Here is a 17,170-nt window from a genome sequence, read left to right as displayed (position 1 = left end):
ACCGTCAACGGCTATATCTCGATCAACCTCGGCGATGGCAACCACTTCACGGGCAACATCGAGAACGTCGCACTGCGCAGTGCGGCCTCCATCGACGCCACCGGTAACAGCCTGGCCAACGTGCTGACCGGCAATTCCGGCGACAATTTGCTGGACGGCAAAGGCGGCGCCGACACGATGAGCGGAGCGCAGGGCGACGACACCTACTTCGTCGACAATGCCGGCGATATCGTCAGTGAAAGCACCGCCGGCGCCAACGGCACCGATACCGTCAACAGCTACATCTCGATCAACCTCAGTGATGGCAACCACTTCACGGGCAATATAGAGAACGTGACGCTGCTCGGTGCCGCCTCGATCAACGCCACCGGCAACAGCCTGGCCAACGCGATGAACGGCAATTCGGGCGTCAACACGCTCGCCGGCCTGGGCGGCAACGACACGCTGGACGGCAAGGCGGGCGCCGACACCATGCAAGGCGGTATCGGCAACGACACCTACTATGTCGACAATGCCGGAGACCATGTCGTCGAGCTCAACGGCGAGGGCACTGACAATGTCCAGGCCTTCGTCTCGTTCAACCTGTCGGGACAGGAGCTCGAGAACCTGGCACTGCGCAGTGCGGCCTCGATCAACGGCACCGGCAACTCGACCGCCAACATCATCACCGGCAATTCCGGCAACAACGTCATCAACGGCCTCCTCGGCAATGACACGCTGTCCGGCAGTACCGGCAACGACAGTTTCGTCTTCACCACGGCGCTCAACGCGTCGACCAATGTCGACCACATCACCGACTTCTCTGTGGTCGAAGACACCATCCACGTCGACAATGCGATCTTTGCAGCGCTTGGCGGCAACGGCACGCTGACCGCCGACCAGTTCGTCAAGAACACAACTGGCCTTGCCGCCGACGGCAACGACCACATCATCTACGAGACCGATACCGGCTGGCTCTACTATGATAGCAACGGCAGTGCGGCGGGCGGCTCGACCCATATCGCCACGCTGGCCGCAAACCTGGCGCTCACCAACGCCGATTTCGTGGTGATTTAGCCAGATAGATTTTCACGCTCGCACAGCCAAATGATCTCGGCTGTGAATGATCGTCACCGGACAAAAATGAACCTGACGGTCGCCAACACAGGCTATCAGGTCGCCTGCGCCAGCAGCGCCTCGACCTCCTGCAGCGTCGGCATGGACGGCGCGGTGCCGGGCCGCGTGACGGAAATGCCGGCGACGGCGCAGGCGAAACGCACCGCCTGCAGCGGGTCGACACCTCGCGACAGCGCGGCGGCGAGGCCACCGTTGAAGGCGTCACCCGCCCCCGTGGTCTCGACAACCGGCCCCGCACTGACGGCGGGAACGTGCTCGGAGCGGTTCTTCGAGTGCAGAAGCGCGCCCTTGTCACCAAGCGTGACGATGACCGTGCCGACGCCCTTTTCGATCAGGCTTGCGGCGGCGGTGCGCGCCTCATCGATCGAGGAGACCTTCATCCCGGTCAATTCCTCGGTCTCCGTCTCGTTGGGCGTGAGATAGTCGCACAGCGTGTAGATGCGGTCGGGAAGTTTTGCAGCCGGGGCCGGGTTGAGGATGGTCGTCACGCCTGCCCCGCGCGCTATTTCCAGCGCCCGCAGCGCGGCCTCGATCGGCTGTTCGAGCTGGGTGACGAAGACGCCGGCGCTGCTGATCAGCCTGGCATTGGCGTCGATATCGGCCGGCGAAATCAGCATCGCCGCGCCGGGACTTACGATGATGGCGTTGTTGCCGGTCGTCTCCTCGACGAAGATGTAGGCAGCGCCGGTGTAGCTTTCCGGCGTGTCGATCACGGCATCCTTGACGCCTGCTCCGGCCCAGGTCTGCCTCGCCATGTCGGCGAAGGGATCGACGCCGAGGCGGGTGAGGAAGGTGACGTCGGCGCCGAGCTTGCCGGCGGCAACCGCCTGGTTCGAGCCCTTGCCGCCCGGCCCCAGTTTGAACGAGTTGCCGAGGATCGTCTCGCCCATGCGTGGCTGGCGATCGGCGCGGTAGGCGGTGTCGGCGACGAACACACCAAGGATGACGACAGGCTTGCCCGAGGCCATGCCGCTACTCCGCATCCGGCGGCACAACGCCCTTGCGGAAGGCGAAGCAGCCATAGAAGCGGCGCTCACCGGTCTGGATGACGCAATAGGCCTGCTTGGCGCGCTCGTAGAAAGCGTAGCGCTCGACCGCGATCATCGGCCATGATTTGCCTTCGGCCTTGTCGATTTCCTTCTGCACTTCCTTCTGCACGGGCGGGATCTCGTCGGGCTTGCCAACGATCTCCATGCGCGCCGCGGCATCGTCGACGAACGTATCCAGCGGGTAGAGCGACAGCACGGCCTTGGCCACGTCGGCTGCCGGCGCATCGATGCGCAGCAGGCGGCCGAGCGCCGTCTGGCGCGCCACCGAATCGGCCGGAAAATTGGTGTCGGCGATGATCAAATCATCGCCATGGCCCATCGCCCGCAATGCCTGCAGCACATCGGCATTGAGCAACGGATCGATCCCTTTGAGCATGGTATTCCTCGTGAAGTCGGTTTGAGATCAGAGACGCTTGCCGGTCTCGGCGTCGAAAAGATGGATCTGGTCGAGCCGTGGCTTCAGGGTGAGCATGTCGCCGGGCTTGAAGTCGTGGCGTTCGCGAAACAGCGCCACCATCTCGCCGTCGCCGAAGCGCAGGAACACCAGCGTTTCCGAGCCGGTCGGCTCGACGACCGAAATCCTCGCCGGCACGCCGTCGGGGTGGATCTCGAGGTGTTCCGGCCGCACTCCGTAGACGACGGCCTGCCCGTCCTGCGCGGCATTGTCCGATGCAACCGGGAACAGTGAGCCTGATATCTCGACGCCGGCCTTGCCGCCCTTGCGCATGGTGCCCTTGAGCAGGTTCATCGAAGGCGAGCCGATGAAGCCGGCGACGAAAAGATTGGCCGGCCGGTCGAACAGTTCCAGCGGCGCGCCGACCTGCTCGATGCGGCCGTCGCGCATGACGACGATCTTGTCGGCCATGGTCATGGCCTCGATCTGGTCGTGGGTGACGTAGATGGTTGTGGTCTTCAGCCGCTGGTGCAATTCCTTGATCTCGGTGCGCATCTGCACGCGCAGCTTGGCGTCGAGGTTGGACAGCGGCTCGTCGAACAGGAACACCTGCGGATTGCGCACGATGGCGCGGCCCATTGCCACGCGCTGGCGCTGGCCGCCTGAGAGCTGCCGGGGATAGCGCTTCAGGTAGGGATTGAGGTCGAGGATGTCGGCGGCGCGCTTGACCCGCTCGGCGACCACGGCCGGATCGGTTTTCCGCAGCTTGAGGGCAAAGGCCATGTTCTGCTCGACCGTCTTGTGCGGATAGAGCGCGTAGTTCTGGAACACCATGGCGATGTCGCGCTTGGCCGGCGGCAAATGATTGACGATGCGGTCGCCGATGGCGATCGTTCCCCCGGAGACGGTCTCCAGCCCGGCCACCATCCTGAGCAGCGTGGACTTGCCGCAACCCGAAGGACCAACCAGGACCACGAACTGTCCGTCGGCGATATCGACGCTGACTTCGTGCAGAACCTTGACGGTTCCAAACGCCTTGGCCACCTTGCTGATTGCGACTTGCGCCATATCTCCCCCATCGGCTCCACTGCCGTAGGCGCAGAAGCTAACCAACGCAATCGGTCAGGGCAAGTCAGTCTCTTATAGATAAAAACCTGCCCTCGTTGACACGGCGTTTGGTTGTGAGAATAGTGACGAGTGCTGGTCCAAAGTCGGAACCAGATCCGCAATCGGAGCTTCAATCGACGCAGGGTGGGGTCCTGCTAATTCGTTTCCGAGCCGGGCGTATCGCTGGCGCTCCAGCGTCCGACAGAATGGCCCATCCATTCACACTAATTTCTGGGAGGAATAGTCGATGAGAACAGGTCTTTACGAAAAACTGGTGCGTGCCGGTGCCACAAGACGCGACATCTTGAAGGGCGCGGCCAGCATGGCTGCGATCGCGGCCGCATCCGGCGCCGGGCTCGGCGCCTTCACCCGGCCCGCTTCCGCCGCAAGCGAACTGCGCTCCAAAATCCTGCAGATCCCCGGCGTTGGCAAAGGTCAGCCGACCGACGCCGACTTCCAGAAGGTCGGTGAACTCTGCCTCGAGGCGACCAAGGCCAACGTCAAGGAAGGCGAATTCGCCGGTGTCGAGCTGACCTTCATGGGTCTCAACAACCAGAACCTGCACAATGTGCTGTTCCGCGGCTTCCTGAAGCCATGGGAAGCCTATACCGGCGCCAAGATCAGCTGGATCGATCTGGCGCAGGCCGACTACAACGCCCGCCTGCAGCAATCGATCGCCACCGGCACCGTCGACTTCGACATCATCGAGATGGGCGCGCCGTTCGAAGGCGATGTCTGCGGCAAGGGTCTCACGTCCGAGATGCCCGACTGGGTCAAGAAGCAGATCGATTTCGACGATCTGGTCAACTATCTCAAGCCTCCCGTCGGCACCTGGGATGGCAAGCAGTATCGCGTGACCATTGACGGCGACACGCACAATTTCAACTACCGCACCGACGTGTTCGCCGATGCCGACCTCGCCAAGGCCTGGAAAGATGGCGGCGGTGAAGGCGAGTGGGGCGTGCCGAAGACTTGGCAACAGGTCCAGGCGGTCACCAAGTTCCTCAAGGGCAAGAAGTTCAAGGGCCAGGACGTCTATGGCTATCTCGACGCGCCCAAGCCGTGGGGCGGTTTCGGCTTCTACTTCCTCGGCAGCCGCGCCACCGCCTACGCCAAGCATCCCGATGACAAGGCCTGGCTGTTCGACGCCGATACGATGAAGCCGCGAATCAACAACCCGGCCTGGGTGCGGGCAATCCAGGACGTCATCGACGCGCTGCCGAACGAACCGGCGGACCAGATCAACGCCGACCCGAACACCACCGGCTTCCAGCAGTTCCTGGCCGGCACCGGTTCGATGATCCCCTGGTGGGGCGACATCGGCTCCAACGTCAAGACCAATGATTCCTCGGTCATCGGCGACGTCACCGGCTTCTCGATCCTGCCCGGCTCCGACGACGTCTACAATTCCAAGACTGGCAAGTGGGAAAAGCTCGCCAGCGGGCCGAACTACTCGCCCAACTGCGCCTATCTCGGCTGGGGCGTCTATGTCATGGCCCGCGTCGATGCCGACGAGAAGAAGAAGAAGGCGGCATGGTCCGCCGCCGCCCATCTCGGCGGCAAGGACCTGTCGATCTGGACGGCGATGTATCCGTCGGGCTTCCAGCCCTATCGCAACTCCCACTTCGACATCCCGGAATGGGTGGCGGCAGGCTACGACGAGGCCTTCATCACCTCGTACCTGAAGTCGGAAGGCGATTCGTACAACCATCCGAACGCGGCGATCGAGCCGCGCATCCCCGGCATCTTCCAGTACTACAGCGCCGCCGAGGATATTTTGGCCAACACCTTCGCCGGCAAGATGAAGGCGCAGGAAGGCGCAGACGCCATCGCAGCGGCCTGGGAGAAGCTGACCGACCAGATCGGCCGCGAAAAGCAGGTCAAGCTCTACAAGGCTTCGCTCGGCATGTAGGCTATTATGAAACCGTGGTCCGGCGGCAACGCCGGGCCACAGCAGACCGGCTCCGGCTCCTCGATGAGCCTTCAAACGGGCGAGATTTGTGACTGACCCGACTTCGACCGCGAACCAGTGGCCGGCAGATGCCGACCCTTCCGATCTGATTTCGCCCGGCCGAAAACGCCTCGGTTGGGCGCTGATGGCTGTTGCGACGCTTGGCCTGCTGGCGGTGATCGTGCTGGAGATCCTGTACAAGACCGAAGCCGATACCATCGGCTTCGAGACGTGGCGCCCTGTCGTCTATGCCTATGTTCTGTGGGGCGTGGCGCTCGGTATCGGCCAGGTGCTGACACGCGGCGAGGACGGCCAGCGTGCTCTGTTCCTGCTGCCGGCGCTGCTGTTCACCATCGCCATGGTGATCTTCCCGACGCTGTTCGGTTTCTATATCGCGCTGACCGACTGGAACCTCAGTTCCTTCAGCGGCCGCAAGTTCAATGGGCTCGCCAATTTCTGGCAGATGCTGGGCGATCCCTACTACCGCAACGCGTTGTTCAACATGGTGCTTTATGTGCTCGCCGTGCTGGTCGAGTATGTCATTGCCTTTGGCCTGGCGCTGTTGCTCAACGCGCAGATCCGCGCCCGCAAATTCTTCCGTGTCGTCTTCCTGATGCCGCTGATGCTGTCGCCGGTCGCGGTGTCGTGGATGGTCGGCAAGTCCCTGATGGAATACCGCTTCGGGCCGGCGGCAACATTGGCGCGCTATCTCGGCTGGGAAAACCCGGCCTTCTTCAGCGACCCGATCATCGCCCGTATCTCGATCATGGTGCTGGATGCCTGGACCTTCATCCCGTTTATGATGATCATGCTGCTCGCCGGCCTGCAGGCAATGTCGCGTGAGATACTGGAAGCGGCACGGGTCGACGGCGCGAATGCGTGGCAGACCTTCTGGCAAGTCACCTTCCCGCTGATGCTGCCGGTGTCGGTGACGGCGGTGATCCTGCGCATCATCTTCAAGCTGAAGCTTGCCGACATCATCATCACGGTGACGTCGGGCGGCCCGGGCGGCGCCACCGATTCGGTATCGAGCTTCATCTACCGCGAATATCGCGACCGCTCGAATGTCGGCTACGGCACCATGCTGGCGATGGTCTATCTCATCATCATCGTCGTGTTCGTGACCTGGCTGCTGAAATTCGCCAACCGCTTCGTGCGCAACGTCAACTGAGCGGCCGGGATCATGAGCGTTCAAACCACCGAGTACACCGTTTCCGAAATCCGCTCGCCGGCGAGCTTCATCACCAGCCGCGTCTTCATCTATGGCGCGCTGGTGTTCTGGGCCTTCATCTGCCTGTTTCCGATCTACTGGACGATAACCACCTCGTTCAAATCGGCGGTCGACGTCACTCAGGGCCACCTGATCCCGTTCGTCGACTTCCAACCGGACTGGAAGGGCTGGCGTTCTCTCGGCCTGTCGCCGGATTCGATCTTCCAGACCTCGACGGTGCGCGATGAGTTCTTCAAGCGCTTCATGAACTCGGTGATCACCTCGGTCGGCGCGTCGAGCCTCGCCATCATCATCGGCAGTCTCGCCGCCTACGGGCTTACCCGCTATCGCTACCACTTCGCCTGGTTCAAGAACGAGGACATCTCGTTCTTCTTCCTGTCGCAGCTGATCCTGCCGCCGGTGGTGCTGGCTTTGCCGTTCCTGGTGCTCTACCGGGAGGTCGGACTGCTCGACACGCGCATCGGACTGATCCTGCTCTACACGCTGATGGTGCTGCCGATCGTCATCTGGATCATGCGCGACCAGTTCAATTCCATACCGGTCGAGCTCGAGGAAGCAGCGCTCGTCGACGGGCTGTCGATCTGGGGGGCTTTCTTCCGCATCGTCATGCCGATCGCGCTGCCGGGCATGGTCGCCGCCTTCATCCTGGCGATGGTGCTGTGCTGGAACGAGTATTTCTTCGCTGCGCTGCTGACCTCGACCGACGCCAAGACAATTCCGGTCATGGTGGCGAGCCAGACCGGCTCGCAAGGCATCAACTGGTGGTCGATGGCAGCGCTAGCCACTGCGGCAATTGCGCCATTGGCCGTCATCGGCATCGCGCTCGAACGCTATCTGATCATGGGCATGACCGCGGGAGCGGTGAAATAGGCGATGGGCGCCAAATACTGGTTCGCGCGCAACATCCGCGTTGGCCACAAGGGCTACGACCGCTACGGCAAGGGCGTCATGCCGATCGCCTGGCAGGGTCGCGCGGTCATCGCCGGCTTCGTGGTGGCGATGGTGGGAGGCGGCCTGTCGATGCGGCTGATCGTGCTCGACACCAAGACATTTCCGCTCGGCATCGCCATTGCCGGCGGCGGCACCTTCATCTGGGCCGTCGCGACCAAGAGCGATCCGGACAAGTCGATCGCCGAGTACCGGGCGGAGCGGCGAAAAATCAGCGGTTAGCCCCTCAGGATCGTGCGCAAGTGGTCCATGATCATGGCGACGCCCTTTTGCCCGAGCTCGGCCGAAGCGTCCTTGGCGGTCGCGGTGTACCAGCTCTTGTTGTCTTCGAAGTGACTGGCATCGACAGCTTCCGGGCATAGCGCCAGCATCAGCGAGGTCTCGCCGATGCCGGCGTGGTCGAACGGGTACTTGCCGTTCATGGCCGCCGACATCAGCGGATGCACCTGCACCCAGTTGAAGAAATTACCGCCCTCGGCGTGCTGGGCATAATAGTTGGCCATCGCCTCCGAGCCCCACCAGCCCTCGCCGCGTTCCCTTTCGAGGAAGCGGAAGATCGCCTGCCGGCCGGCGGTCTTGAAGGCGAGATCGGTCGGCATGCCGGCAGCGAAATTCTCGGTCTGATGATGGATGATGGCGTGGATGTTGCGAAAGCCGATGCGCAGCAGACTGTAGAACAGTTCTTCGCCGAACGGCGCCAGCGCGTTGCCGCCGACCTGCACCGAGCCGCTGCCTTCCGGCGCCGCCACGGCGTAGCTTGCCGCGCCATAGTAGAAGGGCGGCAGGATGACGATGTCGCGCTCCTTCTCGAACAGCTCCAGCGTCTTGATGACGGCCAGTGTATCCATGCCGACGGCCATGTGCTCGCCATGGTATTCGAGCACGCCGAGCGGCAACGCGACCGGCCAGTTCTCGGCGATCGCCTTGCGGATCTGGTGCGGCAGCATCAGTTCGTAGCGCATGATCTATTCCATGTTGGTGTGGCGGGCACGCATCGCTTCCGGTGACGCGCCGATCAATTCCCTAAGCTTCAGCACCATCACCTCGAACAGCAGGAACAGCGCCCCTTCGAACACCGAGCCCATCGGCAGCACCGACGTTTTCTGGGTCCCCTGATCGTTGGCCATGGTCTGCGCGGGAATAAGCAGCGTGAAATCGGCTTGTCTTGCCGCACTGCTTTCGGCCTGAGCAGTCAGCAGCAGGTTCGTTGCGCCGGCACCGTGCGCGACCTGCATCAGGGTGAGCACGGTCGAGGTTTCTCCCGGCCCTGAACTGGCCAGGAAGACATCGCCGGGCCCCAAGGGTGGCGTGTTCATGTCGCCGACCACCGAGACCGGCAGGCCGAGATGATAGAGCCGCATGGCAAAGCCCTTGACCTGCAAGGCCTCGCGCCCGCAGCCATAGACGACGATTTGTCTGGCTCCCGCCAGCATCTTGCAGGCGGCGTCGATGCGGCTGCCGTCGACGCGTGCCAGCACGCTGGCGAGTTCGCCAAGCGCGGTCCTGAACGGATTTTCGCTGTTGTCGGTCACGGCGAACCTGGCATCGAAATCATCCCGGGGATTGTCGCTCTTGCTTCGACGAACAGCTTGATTTCGCTCATGCTAGCAACCGCGAAAATGCGTGTCCAACGATCCGCGACGCTTTTGCCGAGCCACAGGCATGATAGTGTCATGTCAGACAAATCAAGTGAGGCAGACAGCAGAATATGAAGACACGGCACTTCGACCGCATCGGCAATGGCGGCATCGCTTTTACCGAGCTCGGCTTCGGCACCGCGCCGCTCGGCAATCTCTACCGTGCCGTCTCGGACGAAGACGCCAACGCCACGCTGGAGGCCGCCTGGGCGACCGGCTGCCGCTATTACGACACCGCGCCGCTCTACGGGCTCGGCCTGTCGGAAACGCGGCTCAATCCGTTCCTGCGCTCGAAGAAGCGCGATGACTATGTGCTGTCGAGCAAGGTCGGTCGCATCATGCGCGCCTGCCCGCCGGAACAGCGCACCGGCATCGGCAAGTTCTTCGACACGCCGTCGCGCCGCGAGGTTTACGACTACAGCTATGACGGCGTCATGCGTTCGTTCGAAGCCTCGCTCGAGCGCCTCGGCGTCGACCGTATCGACATCCTCTTCGTGCATGATGTCGACATCTTCACCCATGGCAGCAAGGAAGCGTCCGACCGGCGCATCGAGGAGTTCATGCGCTCGGGCTATTACGGGCTGCTGTCCCTCCGCGACCAGGGCGTGATCAAGGCGTTCGGCGGCGGCATCAATGAGTGGCAGGTTGCCCAGACGCTGGCCGAGCGTGGCGATTTCGACCTGTTCCTGCTTGCCGGGCGCTATACGCTGCTCGAACAGGAGGCGCTGGCGTCCTTCCTGCCGCTCTGCCAGGCGCGCAGCATCGGCATCGTTCTGGGCGGACCCTACAATTCCGGCATACTGGCAACCGGACCGAAGCCCGGCGCGTATTACAACTACTCCGAGGCGCCACAGGACATCATGGAGCGCGTTGCCCGCATCGACGCGGTCTGCAAGCGCCACGGCGTGCGGCTGATCGAGGCTGCCCTGCAATTCCCGCTGCAGCACCCTTCGGTGGTTTCGGTGATCCCCGGTGGCCAGCGGCCGAGCGAAGTCGAGAGCAACCGTTCGTTGCTCGATGCGAAACTGCCGGCGGCGCTCTGGGCCGACCTCAAGCAGGAAGGCCTGATGCGCGCCGAGGCGCCGACCGCATAGTTTGGTTCGGGCGCGCGCGACGCACATCCTCGGGCACAAAAAAGAAAAGCCGGGCAAGCCCGGCTTTTCTGGTCGCACGTACCTGTGTAGGCCACGAAAATGAAAAGCCGGGCTAGCCCGGCTTTTCAGGTCTCTGAAAAGAAAAAGTCGCTTAGTTGACCGCGTCCTTGAGGCCCTTGCCGGCCGAGAACTTCGGCACGGTACGCGCCGGGATCTGGACTTCGGCGCCTGTCTGCGGGTTGCGGCCTGTCGAAGCCGCACGCTTTGACACTGTGAAATTGCCAAAGCCGACAAGCCGGACATCGCCGCCCTTCTTCAGTTCGCCGGTGATCACGGAAAACACCGCGTCGACCGCCGACTGTGCGTCACCCTTCGAAATGCTCGCGGCGTCGGCGACAGCGGACACCAGTTCGTTCTTGTTCATAAAAATTCCCTTCCATGAGAACACCGGAACCTACGACTCATCCGGCAGGAAACGGACTTTAGAAAGAAGCGTTCCCGCAACCAAGTCGAAATGCCCAAGAAAAAGCGGAAAAAGCCCGGAATTCCGGGGTTTTTCACATGAAAGAGCCGGGCGCGAAGCCCGGCTCTCTGTTTGTGCACTGCAACCTTAGCGAAAACTTACGCATGGCCCCGAAAACCGTAGCCGGTTTTCGGAAAGGACCATGCGCAAGTCTCGAGTGTCAGAGCGTCCTTTGCGCGTCCAGGTGGACGCGCGCCGCCGCTCTAATGTGCAAGCGTCTTGCCGGCATCGTCCGCGGTGTCGGTCGTCGCCGGCGGATTGACAGGTTCGACCCACTCGATCGGCTCCGGCATACGCACCAGCGCGTGGCGCAACACCTCACCGACCCGCGAGACCGGGATGATCTCCATACCGTTCTTCACGTTGTCCGGAATCTCCGCCAGGTCCTTGGCGTTGTCTTCCGGGATCAGCACCTTCTTGATGCCGCCGCGCAATGCGGCAAGCAGCTTCTCCTTGAGGCCGCCGATCGGCAGCACCCTGCCGCGCAGCGTGATCTCGCCGGTCATCGCCACATCGGCCTTGATCGGAATGCCGGTCAAGACGGAGATGATCGCGGTCGCCATCGCCACGCCGGCCGACGGTCCATCCTTGGGCGTCGCACCTTCCGGCACGTGCACGTGGATGTCGCGCTTGTCGAACAGTGGCGGCTCGATGCCGAAATCGATGGCGCGCGAACGGACATAGGAGGCCGCCGCTGAAATCGATTCCTTCATCACGTCGCGCAGGTTGCCGGTCACCGTCATGCGGCCCTTGCCGGGCATCATGACGCCTTCGACCGTCAGCAGCTCGCCGCCGACTTCCGTCCAGGCAAGCCCGGTAACGACACCGACCTGATCGTCAGCCTCGACCTGGCCGAAGCGGAAGCGCGGAACACCGAGATAGTCGGCGAGGTTCGCCGCCGTGATGTTGACCGTCTTCTTCTTCGTCTTCAGGATCTCGGTCACCGCCTTGCGCCCGAGCTTCATCAGCTCGCGCTCCAGACTTCTGACGCCCGCTTCACGGGTGTAGGTCTGGATGATGGCGCGGATCGCGTCCTCGCCGACGGAGAACTCCTTCGGCTGCAGGGCATGGTCGCGCACCACCTTCGGCATCAGGTGCCGCTTGGCGATCTCGATCTTCTCGTCCTCGGTGTAGCCGGCGATACGGATGATCTCCATGCGGTCCATCAAGGGCGCAGGGATGTTCAGCGTGTTCGCCGTCGTCACGAACATCACGCTCGACAGGTCGTATTCGACCTCGAGGTAATGGTCCATGAACGTCGAGTTCTGTTCCGGATCGAGCACCTCGAGCAGCGCCGACGACGGATCGCCACGGAAGTCCTGGCCCATCTTGTCGATCTCGTCGAGCAGGAAGAGCGGGTTGGACTTCTTCGCCTTCTTCATCGACTGGATGACCTTGCCGGGCATCGAGCCGATATAGGTGCGCCGATGGCCACGGATCTCGGCTTCGTCACGCACGCCGCCGAGCGCCATGCGGATGAATTCGCGACCGGTCGCCTTGGCGATCGACTTGCCGAGCGAGGTCTTGCCGACGCCGGGAGGGCCGACGAGGCACAGGATCGGCCCCTTCAGCTTCTTCTGGCGGCTTTGCACGGCAAGGTACTCGACGATACGGTCCTTGACCTTGTCGAGGCCGAAATGATCGGTGTCGAGCACGTTCTGCGCGAAAGCCAGGTCCTGCTTGACCTTGGAGTTCTTGCCCCACGGGATCGACAGGATCCAGTCGAGATAGTTGCGCACGACGGTCGATTCCGCCGACATCGGTGACATCGTCCTGAGCTTCTTCAACTCGGCTTCCGCCTTTTCGCGGGCCTCCTTGGAAAGTTTGGTCTTCTTGATGCGCGCCTCGATCTCGGCAGCCTCGTCGCGGCCATCCTCGCCTTCGCCGAGCTCCTTCTGGATCGCCTTCATCTGCTCGTTGAGGTAGTATTCGCGCTGTGTCTTCTCCATCTGGCGCTTGACGCGCGAACGGATGCGCTTCTCCACCTGCAGGACGGAGATTTCGGCTTCCATGAAGCCCATCGCCTTTTCCAGCCGTTCCTTGACCGAGAGCGTGGCCAGCATTTCCTGCTTCTCAGGAATCTTGATGGCGAGATGCGAAGCGACCGTGTCGGCGAGCTTGGAATAGTCGTCGATCTGGCTGGCGGCACCCACCACTTCTGGCGAGATCTTCTTGTTCAGCTTGACGTAGTTCTCGAAGTCGGTGACCACCGAGCGCGCCAGCGCCTCAACCTCGACCTCTTCCTCTTCCGGCTCGACCAGCGCCGTGGCGCGGGCCTCGTGGAAGTCGGGGCGGTCGGTGAACGAAACGATTTTCGCGCGCGAGGCGCCTTCGACCAGAACCTTGACGGTGCCGTCGGGCAGCTTCAGCAATTGCAGCACATTGGCGAGCGTGCCGATGTCGAAGATGGCATCGGGCTCGGGATCGTCGTCGGCGGCATTCATCTGGGTGGCAAGCAGGATCTGCTTCTCCTGACCCATCACCTCTTCCAGCGCCTTGATCGACTTTTCACGCCCGACGAAGAGCGGAACGATCATGTGCGGGAACACCACGATGTCGCGCAGTGGGAGGACTGCGAAGACGCCGTCGCTGGGAGCCTTGGATATTTTGGCCATTGTCCAACCTTTCATGTCGCGGCCGCCAATCAGCCAACCGCGAATCTCATATTAACGACCGGGGATCGTTCCGCCTACCACCGTTTATGACGGGAGTTTTACAGCACAGAAATCGGGCACCTCGGCCTTCTCCCGTTAGTTGGATGCACGATCCACAAAGATCAAGGGGCCCGTACAAATCCGCTCCTCCAACTTGCCCGCAGGTGACAGATTTGCGACGGCCAGTCCGGGCGCAGCCGCAAAACCCTGCGTGACAGCAAAACGGCGCCTTGCGGCGCCGTTTCAAAATTCCGCTGTGGGCTCATGTCAGGCGCTGACATTGCCCTTCTTTTCCTTCTGCTCGGAGTAGATATAGAGCGGCCGGGCACTGCCGGTAACCACCTCTTCCGAAATAACCACTTCGCGTACGCCTTCGAGCGCGGGAAGTTCGAACATCGTGTCGAGCAGGATCGCTTCCATGATCGAGCGCAGGCCGCGCGCGCCGGTCTTGCGCTCGATGGCGCGCTTGGCGATCGCCGACAGGGCGTTCTCGTGGAAGGTCAGGTCGACATTCTCCATCTCGAACAGCCGCTGATACTGCTTGACCAGCGCGTTCTTCGGCTCGGTCAGGATCTGGATTAGCGCCGGCTCGTCGAGGTCCTCCAAGGTCGCCAGGACCGGCAGACGGCCGACAAATTCGGGGATAAGACCGAATTTCAAGAGATCCTCGGGCTCGACTAGGCGGAAGACATCGCCAGTGCGGCGATCCTCGGGCGAAGCGACGATGGCGCCGAAGCCGATCGAGGTCTTCCGGCCGCGATCCGATATGATCTTGTCCAGCCCGGCGAAGGCGCCGCCGCATATGAACAGGATGTTGGCGGTGTCGACCTGCAGGAATTCCTGCTGCGGGTGCTTCCTGCCGCCCTGCGGCGGCACGGAGGCGACGGTGCCTTCCATGATCTTCAGCAGCGCCTGCTGCACGCCCTCGCCCGACACGTCGCGGGTGATCGAGGGATTGTCGGACTTGCGCGAAATCTTGTCGATCTCGTCGATGTAGACGATGCCGCGCTGCGCCCGCTCGACATTGTAGTCGGCCGACTGCAGCAGCTTGAGGATGATGTTTTCGACATCCTCGCCGACATAACCGGCTTCGGTCAGCGTCGTCGCGTCAGCCATGGTGAAGGGCACGTCGATGATGCGGGCCAGCGTCTGGGCCAGCAGCGTCTTGCCGCAACCGGTCGGGCCGATCAAAAGGATGTTCGACTTGGCCAGCTCGACATCGTTGTTCTTGCCGGCATGCGCGAGGCGCTTGTAGTGGTTGTGGACCGCCACCGACAGCACGCGCTTGGCGTAGGGCTGGCCGATGACGTAATCGTCGAGAACCTTGAGGATCTCCTGCGGTGTCGGCACGCCCTCGCGCGACTTCACCATCGAGGTCTTGTTCTCTTCGCGGATGATGTCCATGCAGAGCTCGACGCACTCGTCGCAGATGAAGACCGTCGGACCGGCGATCAGCTTGCGCACTTCGTGCTGGCTTTTGCCGCAAAACGAGCAGTAGAGCGTATTCTTGGAATCGCCGCTGTTGTTGCCGACCTTGCTCATTTTCATGTCCTTTCATGGCCGCCCGCCGATGGTCTGGCTGAAAGGGCGCATACTCTCATCTATCGCGGGAATCCGCCGCCGCCAGTGTCCGGCTCCTGCAACGCATTCCGTACGAAACACAAATCAGAAAACGTGGCAATGATTCGCGACAGCCCCGCATAAAGCTAAGCCGCCGAAACTCAACATAACTTTAACGTAGGCAATCCTGGCCCCCGAGGGAACAGCCAATTGTGGCCGAAATGCCGCAAGATGCGCCAAAAGCGCGTGATGCCGTCATCCAACTGCCAACTAGCCCTTATGCCACAGCGCCTTCGACCGGCTCGCGCGACGAAATGACCTTGTCGATGAGGCCGAAATCCCTGGCTTCGTCGGCGGTCATGAAATGGTCGCGGTCGAGCGTCTTCTCGATCTCTTCGTAGCTCTTGCCGGTGTGTTTGACGTAGACCTCGTTGAGGCGACGCTTCAGCTTGATGATGTCCTGGGCATGGCGCTCGATGTCGGACGCCTGGCCCTGGAAGCCGCCGGACGGCTGGTGAACCATGATGCGGGCGTTCGGCGTGGCGAAGCGCATGTCCTTGTGGCCGGCGGTCAAAAGCAGCGAACCCATCGAGGCGGCCTGGCCGATGCAGAGCGTCGAGACGGCCGGCTTGATGAACTGCATCGTGTCGTAGATCGCCATGCCCGAGGTGACGACGCCGCCCGGCGAGTTGATGTAGAGGTTGATTTCCTTCTTCGGATTCTCGGCTTCCAGGAACAAAAGCTGCGCGCAGACCAGCGTCGCCATGCCGTCCTCGACCGGACCGGTGATGAAAATGATGCGCTCCTTGAGGAGGCGCGAGAAAATGTCGTAGGCCCGCTCGCCGCGATTGGTCTGTTCGACCACCATCGGAACGAGGTTCATGTAGGTTTCGACGGGGTTCTTCATTAGTTATCTCTTATCTCGCGTGGGATTCCGGCGCCGGGAAGGCTGGCAGATCGGGCAGAATCGGTTCTGGATCGTCATTCCGTAAATAGGATGCCGGCTCATCCTTGTGCAAGGCCGACCCGTCCTAGCCATCTGGGTAAGTCGAATCAAGGTTATTCACGTGAATCATCGACCCGTGTCGTCATCGTTCGGCGATGTCATCACCACCCGTAGCAATTTCTTAACCGCATTGCTTAACGAAATACGGCAAATCCCCCTTTTACCCGACGCCGCTTCCCCTACAATCCAACGTTGAACCGTCATTGTGCAGTTCAACAGGGGGAGTGTCATGTTCAGGAAAACCGCATGCTTCGCCATTGCCGGGCTGACCGTGCTCGGCACGATTTCGCAAACGTCGGCCGGCGGCCGCGCCGTCGAATGCTATGAACCGGTCCGCACACCTGATGTCTACGACACCGTCTACGAAGACGTGCTGGTCAGCCCGCCCGGCCAGCAGGTCGACTATGTTCCGGCCATCTATGGCACCCGCGAACGCGTGGTGATGACGGTTCCGGCACAAGTGACCTACGAGATCGTGCCCGCGGTCACCCGCACCGTCTACCATACGGTCCAGGTCGATGATGGCGGCTATTCCTGGGAATGGCGTGTCATCCATGGCCGCAAGGTGCTGTGCAAGATCTGGCACAAGGCGCGCTTCGGGCGTGTCGCCGAGACCGTGGTGATCGAGCCCGAACGGACACGGCGTGTCGTCACCCCGGCGCAATACGACAGCATCGCCGAGGAGGTGCTGGTGCAGCCGGAGCAAAGGCGCATCATCAATGTTCCTGCCTCCTACCGGACCGTCGCGCGGCGCGTGCTGGTGCGCGAAGGGTCATCCGGCTGGCGGCGCGTGCATATTCCCAGGCACTGCCAGGATTAGCTGCGTTCACGCCGATCGCGGCACCAAATAGCCCCCAATGATGAGAGGTTGTTGGACTGCAGCCGGGAGGGTAGCCTGCG

The 17,170-nt window shown here is 62.0% G+C and carries 16 protein-coding genes; 7 read left to right on the top strand and 9 right to left on the bottom strand.

Translation table 11 applies throughout. The annotated features are described in order from the left end of the window. Nucleotides 1-1,056: calcium-binding protein (locus AC0ZT5_RS23795; protein WP_488498413.1), on the top strand; the 1,056-nt coding region annotated here is incomplete at its 5' end. A gap of 95 nt (nt 1,057-1,151) precedes the next feature. Here the strand turns inward: AC0ZT5_RS23795 and rbsK are convergent. From rbsK to AC0ZT5_RS23780, 3 genes are read right to left on the bottom strand one after another with little or no spacing between them, the layout of a single operon-like run. After that, the gene (gene rbsK, locus AC0ZT5_RS23790; RefSeq protein WP_488498412.1) at nt 1,152-2,084 is read right to left on the bottom strand and encodes a ribokinase; all 933 of its coding nucleotides are present in this window, start codon (nt 2,082-2,084) and stop codon (nt 1,152-1,154) included. Nucleotides 2,085-2,088: 4 nt separating this feature from the next. Next, nucleotides 2,089-2,541, bottom strand: a complete 453-nt coding sequence (locus AC0ZT5_RS23785) for an RbsD/FucU family protein (RefSeq protein WP_488498411.1) — start codon at nt 2,539-2,541, stop codon at nt 2,089-2,091. A 27-nt stretch (nt 2,542-2,568) separates the two neighbouring features. Then, nucleotides 2,569-3,627, bottom strand: coding sequence for an ABC transporter ATP-binding protein (locus AC0ZT5_RS23780; protein WP_477286191.1), 1,059 nt, complete (start codon nt 3,625-3,627; stop codon nt 2,569-2,571). Between the two features lie 286 nt (nt 3,628-3,913). Between AC0ZT5_RS23780 and AC0ZT5_RS23775 the strand changes: the two genes are divergently transcribed. The 4 genes from AC0ZT5_RS23775 to AC0ZT5_RS23760 all read left to right on the top strand — a co-directional run bounded on the left by AC0ZT5_RS23775 (nt 3,914) and on the right by AC0ZT5_RS23760 (nt 8,018). Beyond that, complete coding sequence (locus AC0ZT5_RS23775) at nt 3,914-5,578, top strand: ABC transporter substrate-binding protein (protein WP_488498410.1); 1,665 nt, start codon at nt 3,914-3,916, stop codon at nt 5,576-5,578. An 88-nt stretch (nt 5,579-5,666) separates the two neighbouring features. After that, a complete protein-coding gene (locus tag AC0ZT5_RS23770; protein WP_477228802.1) occupies nt 5,667-6,788 on the top strand; it encodes a carbohydrate ABC transporter permease in 1,122 nt (373 codons plus the stop codon). A 12-nt stretch (nt 6,789-6,800) separates the two neighbouring features. Beyond that, a complete protein-coding gene (locus AC0ZT5_RS23765; RefSeq protein ID WP_488498409.1) occupies nt 6,801-7,718 on the top strand; it encodes a carbohydrate ABC transporter permease in 918 nt (305 codons plus the stop codon). Nucleotides 7,719-7,721: 3 nt separating this feature from the next. Continuing rightward, the gene (locus AC0ZT5_RS23760; RefSeq protein WP_488498408.1) at nt 7,722-8,018 is read left to right on the top strand and encodes a hypothetical protein; all 297 of its coding nucleotides are present in this window, start codon (nt 7,722-7,724) and stop codon (nt 8,016-8,018) included. On the opposite strand, the gene AC0ZT5_RS23755 is transcribed toward AC0ZT5_RS23760, so the two are convergent. Continuing rightward, a complete protein-coding gene (locus tag AC0ZT5_RS23755) occupies nt 8,015-8,758 on the bottom strand; it encodes a creatininase family protein (protein WP_488498407.1) in 744 nt (247 codons plus the stop codon). The two genes, AC0ZT5_RS23760 and AC0ZT5_RS23755, sit on opposite strands and share 4 nt — an antisense overlap. A 3-nt stretch (nt 8,759-8,761) precedes the next feature. Beyond that, entirely contained in the window at nt 8,762-9,328 is a 567-nt protein-coding gene (locus AC0ZT5_RS23750) for an SIS domain-containing protein (protein WP_488498406.1), read from the bottom strand. Nucleotides 9,329-9,504: 176 nt separating this feature from the next. On the opposite strand from AC0ZT5_RS23750, the gene AC0ZT5_RS23745 reads away from it, so the two are divergent. Next, nucleotides 9,505-10,527 (top strand): aldo/keto reductase, encoded by a 1,023-nt coding sequence (locus tag AC0ZT5_RS23745; protein WP_488498405.1) that lies wholly within the window; start codon nt 9,505-9,507, stop codon nt 10,525-10,527. 151 nt (nt 10,528-10,678) lie between these two features. Here the strand turns inward: AC0ZT5_RS23745 and AC0ZT5_RS23740 are convergent, their stop codons facing one another. The 4 genes from AC0ZT5_RS23740 to clpP form a co-directional block, all read right to left on the bottom strand. Then, a complete protein-coding gene (locus AC0ZT5_RS23740) occupies nt 10,679-10,951 on the bottom strand; it encodes an HU family DNA-binding protein (protein WP_023798342.1) in 273 nt (90 codons plus the stop codon). A gap of 302 nt (nt 10,952-11,253) precedes the next feature. Then, complete coding sequence (gene lon, locus AC0ZT5_RS23735; protein WP_184870800.1) at nt 11,254-13,665, bottom strand: endopeptidase La; 2,412 nt, start codon at nt 13,663-13,665, stop codon at nt 11,254-11,256. 306 nt (nt 13,666-13,971) lie between these two features. Further along, nucleotides 13,972-15,246: an ATP-dependent Clp protease ATP-binding subunit ClpX gene (gene clpX / locus AC0ZT5_RS23730; RefSeq protein ID WP_023759839.1), complete on the bottom strand. Its 1,275-nt coding sequence runs from the start codon at nt 15,244-15,246 to the stop codon at nt 13,972-13,974. Between the two features lie 295 nt (nt 15,247-15,541). Continuing rightward, a complete protein-coding gene (gene clpP, locus AC0ZT5_RS23725; protein WP_095081259.1) occupies nt 15,542-16,171 on the bottom strand; it encodes an ATP-dependent Clp endopeptidase proteolytic subunit ClpP in 630 nt (209 codons plus the stop codon). Nucleotides 16,172-16,499: 328 nt separating this feature from the next. Between clpP and AC0ZT5_RS23720 the strand changes: the two genes are divergently transcribed. After that, nucleotides 16,500-17,090 carry a hypothetical protein gene (locus AC0ZT5_RS23720; RefSeq protein WP_488498404.1) on the top strand — a complete coding sequence of 197 codons (591 nt, stop codon included), beginning with the start codon at nt 16,500-16,502 and terminating at the stop codon, nt 17,088-17,090. Nucleotides 17,091-17,170 lie beyond the last annotated feature (80 nt).

The sequence above is a fragment of the Mesorhizobium sp. CNPSo 4670 genome (genome assembly GCF_057784235.1).
This window is presented reverse-complemented; position numbering and strand designations above follow the sequence as displayed.